General features: G+C 65.1%; 16 protein-coding genes and 2 tRNA genes. All 18 read right to left on the bottom strand.

Annotation, left to right across the window (positions count from 1 at the left end; genetic code table 11):
* Nucleotides 1–4: 4 nt before the first annotated feature.
* A complete protein-coding gene (locus QO207_RS07585; RefSeq protein WP_301531867.1) occupies nucleotides 5–982 on the bottom strand; it encodes a glycosyltransferase family 2 protein in 978 nt (325 codons plus the stop codon).
* A gap of 328 nt (nucleotides 983–1310) precedes the next feature.
* Nucleotides 1311–1386, bottom strand: a tRNA-Thr gene (locus tag QO207_RS07580).
* A 73-nt stretch (nucleotides 1387–1459) separates the two neighbouring features.
* Nucleotides 1460–2998 (bottom strand): DHA2 family efflux MFS transporter permease subunit, encoded by a 1539-nt coding sequence (locus tag QO207_RS07575; RefSeq protein WP_301531866.1) that lies wholly within the window; start codon nucleotides 2996–2998, stop codon nucleotides 1460–1462.
* Between the two features lie 13 nt (nucleotides 2999–3011).
* A complete protein-coding gene (locus QO207_RS07570; RefSeq protein WP_301531865.1) occupies nucleotides 3012–4196 on the bottom strand; it encodes an efflux RND transporter periplasmic adaptor subunit in 1185 nt (394 codons plus the stop codon).
* Nucleotides 4197–4210: 14 nt separating this feature from the next.
* Nucleotides 4211–5698 carry an efflux transporter outer membrane subunit gene (locus QO207_RS07565; protein WP_301531864.1) on the bottom strand — a complete coding sequence of 496 codons (1488 nt, stop codon included), beginning with the start codon at nucleotides 5696–5698 and terminating at the stop codon, nucleotides 4211–4213.
* On the bottom strand, nucleotides 5695–6168 hold the full coding sequence (locus QO207_RS07560) for a MarR family winged helix-turn-helix transcriptional regulator (protein WP_301531863.1): 474 nt from the start codon (nucleotides 6166–6168) through the stop codon (nucleotides 5695–5697). Before QO207_RS07560 ends, QO207_RS07565 begins: the two co-directional genes overlap by 4 nt.
* A 389-nt stretch (nucleotides 6169–6557) precedes the next feature.
* On the bottom strand, nucleotides 6558–7775 hold the full coding sequence (locus tag QO207_RS07555; RefSeq protein ID WP_301532075.1) for a methyltransferase: 1218 nt from the start codon (nucleotides 7773–7775) through the stop codon (nucleotides 6558–6560).
* Nucleotides 7776–7845: 70 nt separating this feature from the next.
* The gene (locus tag QO207_RS07550) at nucleotides 7846–8538 is read right to left on the bottom strand and encodes an ABC transporter permease (RefSeq protein ID WP_301531862.1); all 693 of its coding nucleotides are present in this window, start codon (nucleotides 8536–8538) and stop codon (nucleotides 7846–7848) included.
* Nucleotides 8535–9230 carry an ABC transporter permease gene (locus tag QO207_RS07545; protein WP_301531861.1) on the bottom strand — a complete coding sequence of 232 codons (696 nt, stop codon included), beginning with the start codon at nucleotides 9228–9230 and terminating at the stop codon, nucleotides 8535–8537. The genes QO207_RS07550 and QO207_RS07545 overlap by 4 nt, the downstream gene beginning before the upstream one ends.
* Nucleotides 9231–9286: 56 nt before the next feature.
* Nucleotides 9287–10039 carry an ABC transporter substrate-binding protein gene (locus tag QO207_RS07540; protein WP_301531860.1) on the bottom strand — a complete coding sequence of 251 codons (753 nt, stop codon included), beginning with the start codon at nucleotides 10037–10039 and terminating at the stop codon, nucleotides 9287–9289.
* A gap of 14 nt (nucleotides 10040–10053) precedes the next feature.
* Entirely contained in the window at nucleotides 10054–10827 is a 774-nt protein-coding gene (locus QO207_RS07535; protein ID WP_301531859.1) for an ABC transporter ATP-binding protein, read from the bottom strand.
* A 281-nt stretch (nucleotides 10828–11108) separates the two neighbouring features.
* Complete coding sequence (locus QO207_RS07530) at nucleotides 11109–13442, bottom strand: LTA synthase family protein (RefSeq protein WP_301531858.1); 2334 nt, start codon at nucleotides 13440–13442, stop codon at nucleotides 11109–11111.
* Between the two features lie 229 nt (nucleotides 13443–13671).
* Nucleotides 13672–13747: transfer RNA gene (locus QO207_RS07525), tRNA-Phe, on the bottom strand.
* A gap of 78 nt (nucleotides 13748–13825) precedes the next feature.
* On the bottom strand, nucleotides 13826–14098 hold the full coding sequence (locus tag QO207_RS07520) for an oxidative damage protection protein (protein ID WP_301531857.1): 273 nt from the start codon (nucleotides 14096–14098) through the stop codon (nucleotides 13826–13828).
* Complete coding sequence (mutY, locus tag QO207_RS07515; RefSeq protein WP_301531856.1) at nucleotides 14095–15162, bottom strand: A/G-specific adenine glycosylase; 1068 nt, start codon at nucleotides 15160–15162, stop codon at nucleotides 14095–14097. The genes QO207_RS07520 and mutY overlap by 4 nt, the downstream gene beginning before the upstream one ends.
* The gene (locus QO207_RS07510; RefSeq protein WP_301531855.1) at nucleotides 15159–17387 is read right to left on the bottom strand and encodes an AsmA family protein; all 2229 of its coding nucleotides are present in this window, start codon (nucleotides 17385–17387) and stop codon (nucleotides 15159–15161) included. Before QO207_RS07510 ends, mutY begins: the two co-directional genes overlap by 4 nt.
* A gap of 135 nt (nucleotides 17388–17522) precedes the next feature.
* A complete protein-coding gene (locus QO207_RS07505; RefSeq protein WP_301531854.1) occupies nucleotides 17523–17756 on the bottom strand; it encodes a helix-hairpin-helix domain-containing protein in 234 nt (77 codons plus the stop codon).
* 24 nt (nucleotides 17757–17780) lie between these two features.
* Nucleotides 17781–18179: an aspartate 1-decarboxylase autocleavage activator PanM gene (gene panM, locus QO207_RS07500; protein ID WP_301531853.1), complete on the bottom strand. Its 399-nt coding sequence runs from the start codon at nucleotides 18177–18179 to the stop codon at nucleotides 17781–17783.
* Nucleotides 18180–18224 lie beyond the last annotated feature (45 nt).

Raw genomic sequence — 18224 nt, 5'->3', positions numbered from 1 at the left:
TAGGTCATAGCCTCTGGAAAATGGCGGCAGCGGTCAGGCCAATATTGTCGAGGGGAGTCTGCCTGTAGACGCCGGATCGAATGATCAATGCAAGGCGCTTTAGGAAAGGCGAATGCCGTGCCTGCTCGAAGAGGACAAGCGTCTGGCGGTTTTCAGAGCTCAGATCCGGATGGATGGCCTGCATGGCATGCAGGTTGGAGTCGTTCCACTCCTTGAACGTACCATGGAACATCCTTTTGAGGCGCTGAAGGCGATCACGGAGGCGGGCATTGGATCCGATCAGATTATTGCCATGCTGGCGGTAGCCAACGCTGGGAGTGGGGTCGTAACGGATCGCCCCGTCGCACCCCGACACGACCAGGTACGCCCACCAGTCATGGGAGACTATGTGATCGCCTTCCCGGGTCTTCATCAGCAGATGTCGTGCAGATCTGTTGAAAACCATGGTGTTGCCGCCGGCAATGCTTTGCACCAACGCATTGCGGAAACTCGCCGGTGCAGAGAACAGCGGAGAAAGCCCGATGGGCGCGCCGGACTCGTCGATCAGTTGGGTGCGCGCGCAATACAGCGCCGGCTGCTCGGACGGAATGGTCATGCACCAGCTCAGTGCAAGCTCTAACTTGTTTGCCGCCCAGACATCATCCTGGTCGCAGAATGCATAGAAGTCGGCGTTTGCCAAGGGCTGCTTGAGCAGAGAAAGGAAATTCGCCGAGAAACCTCTGCGTGGGCCGCTGACAATATTCATGCGGTCCTCGCCCAGCTTTTCCTTGTAGATGGCCAGAATCTCCAGGGTTGCGTCGCTTGAGCCGTCGTCTGACGCGAAAATGACCCAATTCTTGTGGGTCTGGGAAATCAGCGAGTCGAGCTGCTCCTTGAGAAAGGCAGCACCGTTGTAGGTAGAAAGGAGAATGGCAACCCGCATTTCCTGCCGGCTACTGGCGACTTGGTCGAAGTATCCCTGTACCGCAGTGTTGGCGATCACTTTACTGCCCCCGGCGGTTCCATCCGCTTTCTAATGTGTTTCCTGTTGGTGCTTCGGGATGCTCCAGGCAGGTTTATCTGCTGGCCGTATGGCATTGGCCTTGGCGTGAGTGCGGTCATTATATTCATGCAGACAGGTCCGTAAACCTATGTCTTTTTTCGGTGCGCCGCCCCCAGCACAGTCGTGCTGTTGGTGCTCGGTACAAAGCGCGTATTAGATGGTTCGTGACGAGGAAGGTTCTGAAAGTCCAGCATCCGTCCGTCAGAAATCAAGCCCCGAAAAAGACAAAGGCCCACTTCGTAGTGGGCCTTTGTCATGTCTCTATACGTGGTGCCGGCACCAGGAGTCGAACCCGGGACCTACTGATTACAAGTCAGTTGCTCTACCAGCTGAGCTATACCGGCAAGGAGGGCGGCCATTATAGCCACGCCGCCCCGGGTGTAAACCACTGATTTTTCAGTGTGATGCAGGTCTCGGTCAGTGGCCGCCCGCCGTTGCCGCGCCGGGCTTGGCGCCGAAGGGTGGTTTGGCCAGGCAGATGACCACCAGCATGGCGAGGAACAGCCAGCCCAGCAGGGTGAAGTAGTCGATGGTGCTGATCATGTAGGCCTGGCTCTCCACCATGCGCTCCAGCAGGGCGGCGCTGTGCTGGCCGGGGCCGCCCAGTTGTTCGACGGTGGCGCGGGTGGCCGGGTCGTACTGGCTGAGGTTTTCGGTCAGGTAGGCGTGGTGCATGGTGGCGCGGCGATTCCAGATCCAGGTGGTCAAGGACGCGGCAAAGCTGCCGGCCAGGGTCCGCAGGAAGGTTGCCAGGCCCGAGCCGTCGGCGATCTGGTCTGGCGGCAGGTCGGAGAGCAGGATGCTCAGGATCGGCATGAAGAAGAACGCCACACCCAGCCCCATGAACAGCTGCACCAGGGCGATGTGCATGTAGTCGACGTCGGTGGTGAAGTCGGCGCGCATGAAGCAGGTCGCCGCCATCGCCAGGAACGCCAGGCCGGCGAGCAGGCGAAGATCGAAATTGTTCGCGTAGCGTCCGACGAGTGGCGAGAGGAATACCGGAAGGATGCCGATTGGCGCCGCCGCCAGGCCGGCCCAGGTTGCCGTGTAGCCCATCTGTGTTTGTAGCCACTGCGGCAGCAACAGGTTCATGCCGAAGAAGCCGGCGTAGCCGCCAACCAGCGCCAGGGTTCCCACTGTGAAGTTGCGGTGCACGAACAGTCGCAGGTTGACGATCGGGTGCTTGTCGGTCAGCTCCCAGATCACGAAGACCGCCAGGGCGATCACCGCGAGCACCGTGCCGCCGATGATGAACCCGGATTCGAACCAGTCCAGGTCGTTGCCCTTGTCGAGCACGATCTGCAGGGCGCCGACGCCGATCACCAGCATCGCCAGGCCCATGTAGTCCATGGGGGCGTGCTTGATCACCACCGGGCGCGCGCGCAGTTGCTGGTAGACCACCATGGCGGCGAACAGGCCGATGGGCACGTTGATGAAGAAGATCCACGGCCAGCTGTAGCTGTCGGTGATCCAGCCGCCGAGGATCGGCCCGGCGATGGGTGCGACCACCGTCACCATCGCCAGCAGTGCCAGTGCCATCCCCCTTTTCGCCGGGGGGTAGATGGAGATCAGCAGCGTCTGGGTGATCGGGTAGAGCGGCCCGGCGACGAAGCCCTGGATGGCGCGGAAGCCCACCAGCATGCCCATCTGCTGGGCGACGCCGCAGAGGAACGAGGCGATCACGAAGAGCAGGGTGGCGGCGATGAATAGCCGCACCTCGCCGATCTTGCGGCTCAGCCAGCCGGTCAGCGGCAGGGCGATGGCGTTGCTCACCGCGAACGAGGTGATTACCCAGGTGCCCTGCTCGGAGCTGACCCCGAGGTTGCCGGAGATGGTCGGCAGGGCGACGTTGGCGATGGTGGTGTCGAGCACCTGCATGAAGGTCGCCAGCGACAGGCCGATGGTGGCCATCACCAGGCTGGGCGGGCTGAAACTGCTGCTGTTGGGCTGGCTCATGGTGGCAGTCGGATCAGCGCTGCGCGGTGCTGTGGTTGGCATCGGCCAGGTTGGCCTGGATCAGCTTCTCGATCAGATGGTCCGCCGAAGCCAGTTGCTCCTGGTACACGTCGGTGGAGAACACCGCCTCGTGCGGGGACTGCTGGGCGAGGGCTGGGCCGCTCTGGTCATGCAGGCTGACGTTGACGTCCATGGACAGGCCAATGCGCAGCGGGTTCTTCGCCAGCTCCTCGGAGTTGATGCGGATGCGCACCGGCACGCGCTGGACGATCTTGATCCAGTTGCCGGTGGCGTTCTGCGCCGGCAGCAGCGAGAAGGCGCTGCCGGTGCCGACGCCGAGGCTGTCGACGGTGCCGGAGTACTTCACTTCGCCGCCATAGAGGTCGGAGCGGATTTCCACCGGCTGGCCGATGCGCATGTGCTTGAGCTGGGTTTCCTTGAAGTTGGCGTCGATCCACACCTGGTCCAGCGGGATCACCGCCATCAGCGCGGCGCCCGGCTGCACGCGCTGGCCGACCTGCACGGTGCGCTTGGCGACGTAGCCGGTGACTGGTGCGATGATCACCGCGCGGGCGTCATCGAGGTAGGCCTGGCGCAGCTTCGCGGCGGCGGCTTTGACGTCCGGGTGCGAGGCGATCACGGTGTCGTCGACCAGGGCGCGGTTGGTGTCCAGTTGCTGCTCGGAGCTGGTCAGCGAGCTGCGCGCGGTGTCCAGGGCGTCGCGGGCGTGGGCCAGTTCTTCCTGGGAGATGGCGCCATCGTTGGCGAGGTTCTGCCGGCGCTTGAAGTCGGCTTCGGCCTTGGTCAGGGCGACCTTCTTGGCGGCCACGTCGGCCTTGTAACCGTCGACGTTGCTGAACAGACCGCGCACCTGGCGCACGGTGCGCGCGAGGTTGGCTTCGGCTTGCTGCAGGGCGATGTCGGCGTCGCTGGGGTCGAACTTCACCAGCACCTGGCCCTTTTGCACCAGGTCTCCGTCATCAGCGCCGATGCTGACTACGGTGCCGGTGATCTGCGGGGTGATCTGCACGACGTTGCCGTTCACGTAGGCATCGTCGGTGTCTTCGTGCCAGCGGCCGTAGAGGATTTCCCAGGCGAGGCTGGCGATGCCGGCGAGGATCACCACGGCGAGCAGGATCAGCAACCAGCGTTTGCGCTTGGGATTGCTGGTGGGAGTTTCTTGGGTGGCGGTGCTCATGTCGGGTGCCTCGTTCAGTGCGCGGCGGCCGCGTTCGCCTGGGCGAGCGGGGCGGGAGTGGAAGTGGTGTCGGGCTGGTAGCCACCGCCCAGGGCCTGGACCAGTTGCACCGAGAGGTCGATGCGCTGGGCGTCCAGGCTGGCCAGCTGGCGTTCGGCAAGGAGCAGCTGTTGCTGCACGCTTAGGGCGTCGAGGTAGTTGCCGACGCCTTCGCCGTAACGGCGCATGGCCAGGTCGAAGTTGGACTTGGCGATATCACGGGCATCGCGCTGGTCGTCGATCTGCTGCTCCAGTGAGCGCAGCTTGCCGAGGTCGTCGCTGACCTCGCCGAGGGCGTTGACCAGGGTCTTGTTGTACTGGGCGACGGCCAGGTCGTAGTCGGCGTCCTTGCCGGCGAGATTGGCGCGCAGGCGGCCGCCATCGAAGATCGGCAGGGAGATCGCCGGGGCGATCTGGAAGAACCGGCTCGGCGCCTTCAGCACGTCGCTGGTGTGCATGGCGGCCAGGCCGACCATCGCTCCCAGGTTCACGTTGGGATAGAACTCGGTCTTCGCCGAATCGATGCTTTTCGAGGCAGCCTCGACCCGCCAGCGTGCGGCGACGATGTCCGCGCGGCGGCCCAGCAGCTCGGCCGGCAGGTTCGACGGCAGGCTCAGCGCGCCGGGCTTGAGCACCTGCGGGCGCTGCAGTTCCTGGCCGCGGTCCGGGCCTTGGCCGAGCAGCACGGCGAGGGCGATGCGGTCGCTGGCGATGTCCTGTTCCGCCGCTGCCAGTTGCTGCTTGGCGCTGGCGACCTGGGATTGCGTCTGTTGCAGCTGGACCTTGCTGTCGAGGCCGGCGTCCATGCGCTTCTGGCTGAGCTGGAAGAGATGCTGCGAGCGGTCCAGTTCGTCCTTGGCCAGGTCACGGGCGACGAAAGCGTGGGCCAGTTCGCTGTAGGAGCGGGCGACGTTGGTCGAGAGGGTGATGGCGGCGGCCTGGCGGTCGACTTCGGCGGCATTGGCCTGGCCAAGAGCGGCTTCCCAGGCGTCGCGTTGACCGCCCCAGAGGTCGAGGTCGTAGCTGAAGCTCATCGACAGGTATTTCACTGCCGAATAGTGGCCGCCGGTGGGCGCCGGTAGTACGGAGGTCGGTGCGCGGATGCCGGCGTAGCTGGCGGTGCCCTTCACGCTCGGCATGCGTGCGGCGTCCTGGGCCTGCGCCGCGGCGATGGCCTGGCGGGCACGGGCGCTGGCGATGTCCAGGTCCGGAGTGCCGCGCAGGGCTTCGTCAATCAGGCTGTCGAGCTGGGCGTCGCCCAGGCTGGTCCACCAGCGTTCGCTGGGCCAGGAGGCGGGCGACAGGGGCGTGCCGTCGAGGCTGACGCCGGCCTTCAGGCTGGCGGGGTCGACGGCCTTGCCGCTGGTGCTCAGCCCCGAGGAGCTGACGCAGCCGGCCAGCCCCAGCACGGCGGCGAATACGGCGGCCGGCAGTAGGGCGATGCGGAGGTGGTTCATGGTCATTTCTCCTGCGCCGCGCAACTGGCCGCGGCGCCGTGGGCGCGCAGGATCTTGTCGAGCAGGCCGGTGAGGGTCTGCAGCTCATCGGCGGAAAGGCCGCCAACCAGTTCGTTCATGGCGGCGGAGGCGATGCTCGGTGCCTCGGCGTTGACCGCTTCGCCAGCGCTGCTGAGGCTCAGGCGCACGCTGCGACGGTCGTTCTGGCAGGGCTCGCGGACCAGCAGGTCCTTGCGCGCCAGGCGGTCGAGCATGCGGGTCATCGAGCCGCTGTCGATGGACAGCTCGCGGCACAGCTCGGCCGGGGTGTTGGCGCGGCCCTGGCCGACGAAGAACAGCACCTTGAACTGGGCGGCGGTGATGTCCAGGTGGGCGAGGTGCTTGTCCATCAGGCGGTCCTTGAGGATCGCCGTAGCGCCCAGCAACTGACCGATGGAGCCTTTGAACGGGAAATCCGCTGCGTTGTAGTGATTCATGTCAAAACAGAAAGCTGCTTAGGCAGTGAAATGTTTCGAAATGATACTGCCTAGGCAGCAATTGACAAGGCTCAATTGTCGCGAATACGCAACAATCCGTTCGACGAAGCGCTATTAGTGCGGGAACAGCAACAGGTATGGCTGATTTCCTACATCGCAGGCTGCCGTTTATGCACAACGGCGGCCGATTCAGGACGCAAAGCGCATATGGGCTGTGATGGAAATCACCTATTCATGTAACTATATGATTTTAAATAGTTAAATTGATGTGAGCAAAAAATGACCAGATTGCAGCGAGGCGGTCTGGACGGTAAGACAGGGCAGGTTTTTCCAAGGTTACGAACAGAGTTATCCACAGGTGCTGTGGGTGGATCTCTGGAACGCCCGTCTCAGATGCGTTCGGCGAGCAGCAGCAGGTTTCGCGGGGTCATCCGGGTGGCGCAGAAGGCGCCCAGGGTGGCGCGATAGCCCTGTTCCTCGAGGTACAGGGCGCGGTCGAGGAGCAGCCAGAGCTCCATCGGCCGGCGGAACAGTCCGCGCACCAGTTCCAGGTTGCGCACCTGGGCCAGGCGTTGCCATCCAGCGGCCTCCCAGTGCTGCCAATCCACGCATTCCGGCAGGGTGACGCCGCGCAGCGCAGCGAGGTCGCGGCAGTAGTCGGCGAAGGGCTTGTCCAGCCAGGTCGGCGAGACGGACGGGGTGGTCAGGTAATCGGCATTGCCGCTCAGCTCCCTTCGCAGCAGGTCGAAGGCCAGTCGGCGGGCCAWCGAAGCATCGCGCTGGCGCCTTACCCGCGCACCGGCGGTGACGGTTTCCGCCAATGGCAGGCGCAGGTCGTCCCGCGACAGGCGCAGGGAAGACGCCTTCACCGCGGTGGAGAGCGGCTGGTACTGCTCGCCGTTGATACGGTTGTAACAGCAGGGCGCGACCGCCAATTGAAGACAGCCCCTGGCGCTGGCCAGTTGCAACAGGCGCACGTGCAGGTCGCCGCAGGCATGCAGGGCGACGGCGGTGTGCTCCGCTTGCAGGTGCTCGCCGGCGTTTGCCGCCAGGACGTCCTGCTCATGGTGGCGGGCCTGCAGGGCCAAGCGATCGCTCAAGCGCTGGCCGTCCTGCACCAGGGCTGCATCGAACTCCAGGCTCAGCAGCGGCTTGCCGTCGCGGGCCAGCAGGCGACCCAGATGGCCCTTGCCGGCGCACCAGTCGAGCCATTGCTGCGGTTCGCGGGTGAACGCCAGGCGGCTGGCGAAGGCTTCGATCTGCTGCCATTTGCGTCCGGGCACATCGACGGTCAGCAGGTTCGGCAACTTGCCCACCGGGCGAGCGGGGAGTTCGCCGACGCTGGACAGGCGCATTGCGGTGGCAGCCAGGTCGGGGAAGGGTGCCGGTGCATCGAGCAGCTCGGGTGAGTTATGCACCGATTCGGCGTCTTCCAGGCTGCGGTTGCGCAGCCAGTGCGCCAGTTCCGGGTGCTCCGTCTCCCACTGCAGTTGCAGTTCGGTGAACGGCTTGGGTCGCCACAGCGCCTGATGTTCCAGCAGGAAGCCGTCCAGTGCCTGGAAGCGCTGGAGTAGGTCGGAACCGGTCAGGGGAGTGTCGTCGGGCAGCACGGTACGGAGCGGGAGGAAGCCACGGGGCGCGCATTATAGCGACCCCGTGGGCGAGCGGGAGCGCCGGTCAGCGGCCCTGCATCGAGTCCACCTTCAGCCAGCGTTCGAGCAGGCGGAAGATGCGCGTCAGCACCAGGGTGATGACCAGGTAGAACAGCCCGGCGAGGCAGAAGAACAGCATGGCCTCGTAGGTGCGCGCGATGATGGTGCGGGTCATGCCCATGATGTCGAACAGGGTCACGGTGTACACCACGGCGCTGGCCTTGAGCATGAGGATTACCTCGTTGCTGTAGGCCGGCATGGCGATGCGCGCGGCACGCGGCAGGATGATGTGGAACAGCGCCTGGCGGCGGGACATGCCCAGCGCACGGGCGGCTTCCACTTCACCCACCGGGATGGCATGGATGGCGCCACGGAGGATTTCCGCGATGTACGCGGCGGTGTGCAGGGTCATTGCCAGCAGTGCGCACCAGTACGGATCGCGCAGGTACGGCCAGAGCGGGCCCTTGCGCACGCTCTCGAACTGCGCCAGGCCGTAGTAGACCAGTGCCAGCTGCAGCAGCAGCGGCGTGCCGCGGAAGAAGAACACGTAGGCATACGGCAGCGCACGTACATACCAGTGGCGCGACGCGCGGGCGATGCCGATGGGCAGCGCGAGGATCAGCCCGGCCACCACTGCGATGGCGAGCAGCTCCAGGGTCAGTTGCGCGCCCTGGAGCATCTTGGGCAGCCATTTGAGGATCAGCTCGAAGTCGGTCATAGCTCGTTCCTCACGAAGCCCTGGCCAGCGCGGCGCTCAAGGAAGTGCAGGACGGCCATGATGAACACGGTGAGTCCCAGGTAGATCAGCGCGGCAGCCATGTAGAAGGTGAAGGGCTCCTTGGTCGCGTTGGAGGCGACGCCGGCCTTGCGCATGATTTCGTCGAGGCTGATCAGGGAAACCAGCGCGGTGTCCTTGAGCAGGATCAGATAGAGGTTGCCCAGGCCGGGTAGCGCCACGCGCCACACTTGCGGCAGGACCACGCGCCAGAAGATCCGCGGCGCGGAGAGCCCCAGCGCCTGGCCGGCTTCGCGGTGGCCCTTGGGGATTGCCAGCAGCGCGCCACGGAAGACTTCGGTGGCGTAGGCGCCGAAGCACAGGCCCAGTGCGCAGGTACCTGCGGCGAAAGGCGAGAGGGCGAATTCGGGATAGCCGAACAGGCCACCCAGGGCGTTCAGCCCGGCGACCGTGCCCAAGTAGATCATCAGCACCCAGAGCGTCTCCGGGACGCCACGCACCACGGTGGTATAGAAACCGCCGAGCATGCGCAGGAATGCATTCTTCGAGGTCTTGGCGATGGCGCCGAGCAGGCCGAGGATCAGTCCCAGACAGACTGAGGCGAGCGACAGCTTGAGCGTCATCCAGGTGCCGGCGATCAGCTGATCGCCAAAGCCGTGCAGGTCGAAAATCATCGGGAGTCACGCCTGAAGGCGCGCGCCGCCCGGCGAGGGGCGGCGCGGCACGTGCATCAGTAGATGCTGAAGGGGAAGTACTTTTCGTTGATCTTCTTGTAGGTACCGTCGTCGACGATTTCCTTCAGAGCGGCGTTCAGCTTGTCGCGCAGCGGGTCACCCTTGCGCACGGCGATGCCGATCTTGTCGTTGTCGAACACCGGGTCGCCCTTGAACTCGAAGTCCTTGCCGGCGTCGCTCTTGAGCCAGTCGTACTGCACGAACTTGTCGGCCAGCACGCCGTCGAGGCGGCCCGAGGACAGGTCGAGGTAGGCGTTTTCCTGGGTGTCGTAGAGCTTGATGGTGACGGTGTCAGCCATGTTGTCTTCAAGCCAGGTGCCGGCGATGGTGGCGCGCTGCGCACCGATCACCTTGCCTTTCAGGTAGCCCTTGTCTGTCTTGAAGTCGGTGGACTTGGGCGCCACGAACTGCAGCTTGTTGGTGTAGTACGGGTTGGTGAAGTCCACCGCCTGCTTGCGTTCGTCGGTGATCGACATGGAAGCGACGATGAAGTCGAACTTCTTGGCGTTCAGGGCCGGGATGATGCCGTCCCAGTCGGAGGTGACGACGTCGCACTCGGTCTTCATCTTGGCGCACAGTGCCTTGCCGATCTCGATGTCGAAGCCGACCACCTGGCCGCTGGCGTCGATGCCGTTGAAGGGCGGGTAGGCGCCTTCGGTGCCGATGCGCAGCTTGTCGGCGGCGATGGCCTGGCTCCCCAGTGCAAAGGTGGCCGCGACAGCCAGAACGATCTTCTTATAGTTCTTCATTCAGTGATGCTCCGTTAGCGGTGGCTGGACATGAATTGTTTACAGCGTGCCGAGTGCGGGTTGTCAAATACCTGCTGCGGCGGTCCCTGCTCTTCTACCAGGCCCTGGTGGAGGAACACCACCTCGCTGGAAACCTGGCGGGCAAAGTTCATCTCGTGGGTGACCAGCAGCATGGTGCGGCCTTCCTCGGCGAGCTTGCGGATCACGTTGAGCACTTCCTGGACCATCTCCGGGTCCAGTGCGGAAGTCGGCTCGTCGAACAGGATCACCTTGGGCTGCATCGCCAGCGTGCGGGCGATGGCGGCGCGCTGCTGCTGGCCGCCGGAGAGCTGTGCGGGGAAGCTGTGGCGCTTGTCGGCGATGCCGACCTTGGCCAGCAGGGCTTCGGCGATCTCGGTGGCTTCGGCCTTGGTCTTGCCCAGCACACGGCGCGGCGCCTCGATGATGTTGTCGAGGATGCTCATGTGCGGCCAGAGGTTGAAGTTCTGGAAGACGAAGCCGAGCTCGCTGCGCATGCGGTTGATCTGCTTGTTGTCCGAGGCGACCAGCGAGCCGTCCTTGGACTTCTTCAGCTTGAGCTCTTCACCGGCGACCAGGATCTGCCCCTGGTGCGGGTTTTCCAGCAGGTTGATGCAGCGCAGGAACGTGGATTTACCGGAACCGGAGGAGCCGAGAATGGAAATCACATCGCCGTCGCGGGCGGTCAGGGAAATGCCTTTGAGCACTTCCAGGTCACCGTAACGCTTGTGCAGGTTACGGATTTCCAGAGCGGGCATGGCCGTGGCCATAAGGGGCTCCTCTATTGTTATTCGGACGCTTTGCAGCAGGTCACTGCAGAATCGGGGCCATCCTGGCGAGGGGGAAGCTAACACGCACTCCGGGGTGCGCCAAGCGCCCAGCTGCCGCGGTCGTCGGCGATAGTGGCGATTTGTCGCATTGCCGCAGGGCCTTGTCGCCTGGGCTGAACTAGCGACGCCCTATGGTGCAGCCGGCCGGCGCGCGGGCGCGCGATAGTGCCAGTTTGTGGCGCCCGGTAAAAGTCCGGCGGCCCTGGGGCCGCCGGTGCGTGTCACTGCATCATCTGCCGCAGCTGCGGGCTCGGGTCCTCGATGGACTCGGCAGGGGTGATGTCGTCCTGGGCTTCCGGTGGCTGGGCGGCCATCAGGTTCGGGTGCCCGGACAGGCGCGGGATCGTCAGCGGCCGGTTGGCATCAGCCAGACCAGTGCCGCCGGCTTCGCTGGCGTTGATCTTCGATTTGCGCGGCTGGGTCAGCACGTGGAAGTCGGTGATCTCGATGACGCCCTTGCCCTCGGCCAGCAGGTGGAAGGAGAAGGCCTTGCGCGCTTCCTCGTTGTCGAAGCCGAAGGACACTTCCAGCGGCTGGTTGCGTTTGACCAGCGGGAAGTCGGGGATCTCGATGGGTACCGGCTTCTCGAAGGAGCGGGTCTTGAGCGTCACCTTCGCACCCTTGGCGTCCATCTGGATGGCGCGGATCTTCAGGCTCACCGTGGTATGGGTGTTGGCCGGGAACTCCAGGTACTGCGCGCCGATCAGGTTGTCGGTGTACTCGTTGTCGATCTGCGGCTTCAGGCGGATGCGTTCCTTGGTCGCGAACTGGTATTCGCGGGCCGACTGATTGTTCACCACCGACTGGTCGAGGATGTCTGCGCGGGCGGTCATCAGGCGCGCGTCACGGCCGCTGAAGCGGCCGACGAACTGGGCGCTGTCGGCGATGAAGCCGTCACTCTTGTAGCGCCGGCAGACCTGCTGGAAGTCGCACTCGATGAAGTTGCCCTTGCCGTCGTGGTAGCGCTGCATGCCGTTGGTGAACGAGACCATCTCGCGGCCGCTGGCGTACTCGCGGAACAGCGAGCGGCCGGCGATATCCTGCGGCGCCTTGATGGCGAAGTAGTCGAGCACCGAGGACTCCAGGTCGACGTGGCCGTAGACACCGGCCTTCACCGGCGGCAGCGCGGCCTGTTCCGGTGCGAGGATCAGGTTCAGGCCCCAGGCTGAGGCGAGGCGCACGTTGTCGATGCCGTGGGATTCGTCGGAGGTGACGATCACCAGGGTGTCCTTCAGCACGCCTTTCTCTTCCAAGCCCTTGAGGAAGGCATCGACGGCGTCGTCCAGGTAGGCGACGGCGGCCTGGCGCGGGGTCGGGTATTTGGCCAGGTATTCCGGGGTGGCCGAATACGGCTGGTGGGTGCCGACGGTGAGCAGGGTGAGCATCCACGGCTGCTTCTTCTCGCGCAGCTGGCCGACGTAGTCCAGCGCGCCTTCGAAGAAGGCCTTGTCGTCCATGCCCCAGGCGAATTCCAGGTAGGGTTTCTTCTTGAACCAGTCGCGGCCCAGGGTCTTGTCGAAGCCCATGGCCGGCATGACCTTGTCCTTGGCCATGAAGCGCAGCCCGGCGCCCTGCAGGAAGTGGGTGCTGAAGCCGGCCTGGTGCATCTGCGCCGGCAGGCACTCGGCGGCGCGGGTCGGGTTGCCCAGCAGTTCGACGCCCTTGGGCGTGCCGTTGTCCAGCTTGCTGTAATCGCCGCAGAGCATGGCGTACAGACCGCGGATCGTCTGGTGGCTGTGCACCACATAGTCCGGGGTGGTCATGGYGCGCTCGGCCCAGGTGCTCAGGCGCGGCATCATCGATTCTTCGTAGCTGCTGCTCAGTGCCGCGCGGTTGGTGGCCACGTAGGCGCCGGGGATACCTTCCATGGCGATGATCAGCACGTTCTTCGCCTGGCCACGACCGGCCAGCAGCGGGGTGCCGCTGAGATCGTGCTGGGTCAGGCCGGTGACGTCGGCCTTGATCTCGGGGAGGTCGCGGTCGCGCCAGTCCTGGTAGGCCATCTCGCCGCCGGTGATGGCGCGGGAAACCAGCTGGTGCGGCAGGTTGAACTGCTTCCACATCTCCGCATCGCTGGGCTGGAAGTACTGCACGCCGAAGTGCCCGGCCAGCAGGGCCGCCGGCAGCGCGTAGGCGTAGCCCGGCAGCGGCTTCTCGCGGCGGCGCCAGAGCAGGGCGCAGGCAAGGATGCCGACGCCGATCAGGATGGCCAGGTGCAGGTGATTGAGGCCGCCACCTTCGGTGGAGTTGGCGACGAAGGTCGGGTCGGCGAGGAAGTGCAGGTCTTCCGGCGCGGGCATGCGGCCCACGGCGCTGACCAGTTCGGCGGTGCCGATCACCGACAGCGCCCAGACCAGCATGACCGGAATGGCAATGAACAGTCGTCGGTTGTGCAGTGCGACGACCAGCAGCGTGCCGAGCGCGAGGTCGGACAGGTAGCCCAGCGGGGTGCCCCAGCCAAGGCTGTAGCGGCTGATCAGGGGGATCAGCAGGAAGAGGGCAGACAGTGAAACCAGGTTGCCCCGTGAATTCCACCAGCTAATGAGTTTGCGCACAGTCACTCCGCTACGAACATCCAATCCCGGAGGGTATCTCACTGAAAGGTGAAAATCGTCCGGATCGTCATGATTTTGAAAGATCGGTGTGCTACGTGCCAGTAGACAGTGGCGTTCGGCAAACATTCGATACGAATCGTCGGAGTCGGCCGGGGCGGGGGAGTGACTTGTGCGGAGGGAAACGAAAAAGCCCCTGAAATCTCGCGATTTCAGGGGCTTTTGGAAGGCTTGGTGCCCAGGGACGGAATCGAACCGCCGACACGGGGATTTTCAATCCCCTGCTCTACCAACTGAGCTACCTGGGCAACGTGGCGCGCATTAAAAGGGTTTTCGGGAGGGGTGTCAAGCGTGCCGCGAAAAAATTTTTCAAATAATACCGAAGCTTACGCGCTGGGCGGGACGTAGCCCTCGGCCTGTGCGTAATCCTCGCCGGAAAGAAACTTGTCCATCTCGGCGGTGAGGAACTTGCGGTCCTCGGCATTCATCATGTTCAGGCGGCGCTCGTTGATCAGCATGGTCTGGTGCTTCTGCCATTCGTCCCAGGCCTTCTTCGAGACGTGCTCGTAGATGTCCTGGCCCTTGGCTCCGGGGTAGGGCGCGCGATCGAGGCCGGGCAGCTCTTCTTTGTACTTGCGGCACATCACCAGTCGGGTCATGACATTTCTCCTGCGTTCAACACGTCGGCGGCTCGTTTGAGCAGCTTCTTCACCGGGGCGGCAAGGCCGAGCCGCGGCGGGGTGGCGAGGTTATACCAGAGCCAGTCGGCCTCGGCCACGGCGGGGGCTGCGTCCTCGACGCGCACCAGCCAGGGCTCGATGGCCAGCTGGAAGTGGCTGAAGGTGTGGGTCAGGCCGGGCAGCTCGCGGCGCTCGCCCAGGCGCAGGGCGTGGCGCTGGGCCAGCGGGTCGAGGGCGCCCAGGTCGTCCAGTTCGGGGAAGCTCCACAGCCCGCCCCAGAGGCCGGTCGACGGACGGCGATAAAGCAGGATGTCGCCTTCGCGGTTGGCCAGGATCGGCATCAGCGTGCGCTTCTGCGGCAGCGCCTTGCGCGGCTTGGACACCGGGAAGTCGGTCTCGCGACCGAGGAAATGCGCGCGACAGCCCTCGCGCAGCGGGCAGAGCAGGCAGCTCGGCCGGCTGCGCGTACAGAGGGTGGCGCCCAGGTCCATCATCGCCTGGGTGTAGTGGTTGACCCGCTGCTGCGGGGTGAAGCGCTCGGCGGCCTCCCACAGCTGTTTGGCTACCTTGGGCTCGCCCGGATAGCCGTCGCAGGCGGTATAGCGCGCCAGCACGCGCTTGACGTTGCCGTCGAGGATCGGCGCACGCAGGCCCATGGAGATGCTGGCGATGGCTCCGGCGGTGGAGCGGCCGATGCCGGGCAGCTCGGTGAGCTGCTCGACATCGCGGGGGAATTCGCCGCCGTGCTGTTCCATCACCGTCTTCGCGGTCTTGTGCAGGTTGCGCGCGCGGGTGTAGTAGCCCAGGCCCGTCCACAGGTGCAGCACTTCGTCTTCCGGCGCGCTGGCCAGGTCCGCCACGGTCGGCAGCGCCGTCATGAAACGGTCGTAGTAGCCCATCACGGTGCTGACCTGGGTCTGCTGCAGCATGATTTCCGAGACCCACACCCGGTAGGGCGTGATGTTCTGCTGCCAGGGCAGGTCATGGCGGCCGTGGGTGTCGAACCAGTCGAGCACGGCCGAGTTGAAGCTTTCCGGGGTCACTTCTTGAACAGCCCTTTGAGTGCGTCTTTGAGTTCGGGACTGACCTTGTCGCCGAGCTTCTCTTCGAGTTTCTGATTCAGCCGGTCCCCAGCCAACCGTGCGGCGATCTTGCCGATGCCGTCCTTGTCCAGGCGGCAGGCCTTGGCGCCCAGTTCCAGCGGGCCGCGGCAGCGCAGCGGCCATTCGATGCCGACGTAGCGCTGGTTCACCTCGCAGGCCGGGTCGGGCATGTCGCTCTTGTCGCCTTCGATGGTGACGCCGACGCGGTAGTCCATGCCCAGCACGCGCAGGTCGAGATCGCCGTCGCCCTTCACCGTCAGGCCGGGGATGCTGGCCTTGAGGTCGGGGTTGCTGGCGACACCATTGCGGAACACCAGGTTGCCCTGCAGCTCGCGGAACGGCGTGTCCTTGCCGCCATGCTCGGCGGTCAGCGACTTGCGGTTGAGGGTGGCGATGCCCTGGCACAGCTGCTGTTCGAGGTTGGCGTTTAGCAGTACGCCCTGGGTCATGACGAAGCGCGCGGTGCCGTTGAGGTTGTCGATCCAGGCCTTTTGGCTGTTGCCCTGGGTGCTGATGTCGGCGTCGAGGTCGAGCAGGCCCTTGACCGGCGGTTTCTGGCCCTGGGATTCGAGCAGGCGCTCCACCGGCACGTCGGCGATGTGCTTCTGCGCCTTCAGGGACGGTACGTCCTGGCGCACGTCGAGGGTGGCCTTGGCGTTGAACTTGCCGTCGTACAGCTCGCCGCGCATGTCGTCGAGGCTGAGCAGGCCGCCCTGGCCGCGCAGCTTGAGCACGGCGTTCTCGATCGGCAGCTTGTCGAGGGTCAGCTGGCCGAGGTTGAGGCCGACGTCCAGGTCCAGCGCGCGCAGGCGGGCGATGGGCAGCAGCGGGGCGTCGCTCCAGGCCTGCTGGGTCGGCTGGCTGGGCAGCGGGGTATCACCCTTGATGGCGCTCTGCGCGGTAGCGTCGACTTCGGCCTTGCGCGCGCTGTTGGTGGCGTCCTGGGCTTTCTTGACCTTGGCTGGCAGGTAGCGGTCGAGGTTGAGCTTGTCGCCGGCGAGCTGGGCGCGGATCGCCTGCTTGCCGAAGTCGGCGATGCCGAGGGTGCCGCTGAAGGTGCTGTCGTCCAGCTTCAGGTTGATGTCGCCCAGGGTCAGGCTGTTGCTGGTGCCGCTGAGGCGGGTGGCTAGTTCCAGCTTGGTCAGGGTGGTGGCGTCGGCCATTTCCGGCAGGGTCTGACCGATGCCTTCGAGGAATTCGCGCAGGTTGAACGGCGCCAGGGACAGGCCGCCATCGAACTTGGGCTGCTTGTCCAGCTCGCGGGCCTTGATCTCGCCGAGGGCGCGCAGCTGGTTGACGGTGATCTTCAGGCCGTTCCACTCGGCGACCTGAGCCGCCTGGTCGAGTACCAGCTGGCCCTGGGCGCTGTAGTTGGCGGTCTTGCCCTGGAACGGATCGCCGGAGACTTCGCCGGACAGCTTGGCGTCTTCGAGCTGGTAGCGCTTGAGGGCGCGGTCGAAGCGCAGGTTGCCGGTCAGTTCGGTGCGGGCGCGGATCACCGGCTGGTTGCTGCCAAGGTAAGCGCTGAGCTTGAGCGGGATGCTGCTGCCTTCGCTGATCGCGCCGGTGGTCAGCTCGATGCCTTCGACGCTGTAGGTCTTGCCGCTCAGGGCGTCGCTGTAGTCGATGCGGGCGTTCTTCACGCTCAGGCTGTCGATGTCCAGCTTCATCGCCTGGTGGGTTTCTTCCGTGGCGGGCTTGGCCGGCTCGCCGGGAGCGGGCGCCGGTTGCGCGGCCGGCGGCGTGCCGTTGGCCGGCTGGGCGGGCTTGCCGATGCTTTCCCAGTTGCCGACGCCGTTCTTGTCCTTGCCCAGGGTCAGGGTCAGGCCTTCGACGCGGATGTCGCTCATCTGCACTTCCTTGCGCAGCAGCGGCAGTACGCGCACCGACATGCCCAGCAGCTGGGCGTCGGCGAAGGGTTTGTCCGGCGTCTGCAGGCTGGCCACGCTGGTGTCGTGCAGCTCCAGGCCCAGCCAGGGGAACAGGCTCCAGCCGATGTCGCCCTTCAGGTTCAGCTCCAGATTGGCCTTGTCGCGGGCGATCTGGCGGATCTCGTCCTTGTAGTCGTTCGGATCGAAGAAATGGGTCAGCACGAAGCCGGCGGCGACGATGAGCAGCAGCAGGACCAGGGCAATGATGCCGATGATTTTGCCGAACGCTTTCATGGACGGGTCCTTGTACAGGCGGCGGATGGATTGGCGAGGCAGTATACCAATGACGCACCCGTGCCCCAGCCTGAATGGGCGGCGCGGGTGTTGCGGAGTTTGAACCGAGAGTGCGCGCCCGGTTCCCGAGGGCCGTCAGCCCTGACGCACGCGCTGCAGCACGGCGTCGATGGCGGCGCGGGCCTGCGGGCTGTTCTTCCAGCAACTGCTGCCGGTCAACGCGGCACCGTGCTGGAGGATTTCTTCGGCGCTGGCCTCACGCAGTCGGCCGAAGCTGTCCAGACCCATCTGCTCCAGGCGCTGCAGCACGGTGGGGCCGACACCCTTGAGGGCCAGCAGGGCATCGCGTTCGGTGGTATCGAAAGGCATGGCACGTCTCCTTGTGCACTTGTGTCAGGCGGTTTCCAGCGTCAGCCCGAGATGAGCGGCGAAGCGCGCCGGCTCCGGCTGGTCGCCCGGTGCCGTCAGGCGCAGCGCGGCGCCCTGCAGGATCGCCAGGCGCTGCGACTCTTCCAGCAGCCTCCTTGCCACCCCGCGATTGCGAGTGACCTGGCGCACGCAGAGGCGGGACAGCCGCCAGGTGTCGCCATTCCGCTCGACCCAGGCCGCGCCCAGCAGGCGGTCGTTGAAGCGCCCGGTAAACAGTCGGCCCTCGGCCAGCCCGCGCTCGACCAGTTCGCCCGCGTCGGCGAAGGGCGCCAGCAGCCACTGCGGCGCGTCGGCGTAAATCTTCAGCAGGTCCTGGCGGTCCTGGTCGCTGGGCTGGGTCAGGTGCTGGACGACGACGGGCATGGGCAATCCTCGAAAGACGAGCCGCGCAGTGTAGGACCATCGGCC

Origin of the sequence: Pseudomonas sp. CAN1, assembly GCF_030462585.1 — a bacterium.
In the GTDB taxonomy this organism is placed as follows: domain Bacteria; phylum Pseudomonadota; class Gammaproteobacteria; order Pseudomonadales; family Pseudomonadaceae; genus Pseudomonas.
The sequence above is the reverse complement of the archived record's forward strand: the minus strand, read 5'-3'. Positions and strand labels throughout refer to the sequence as shown.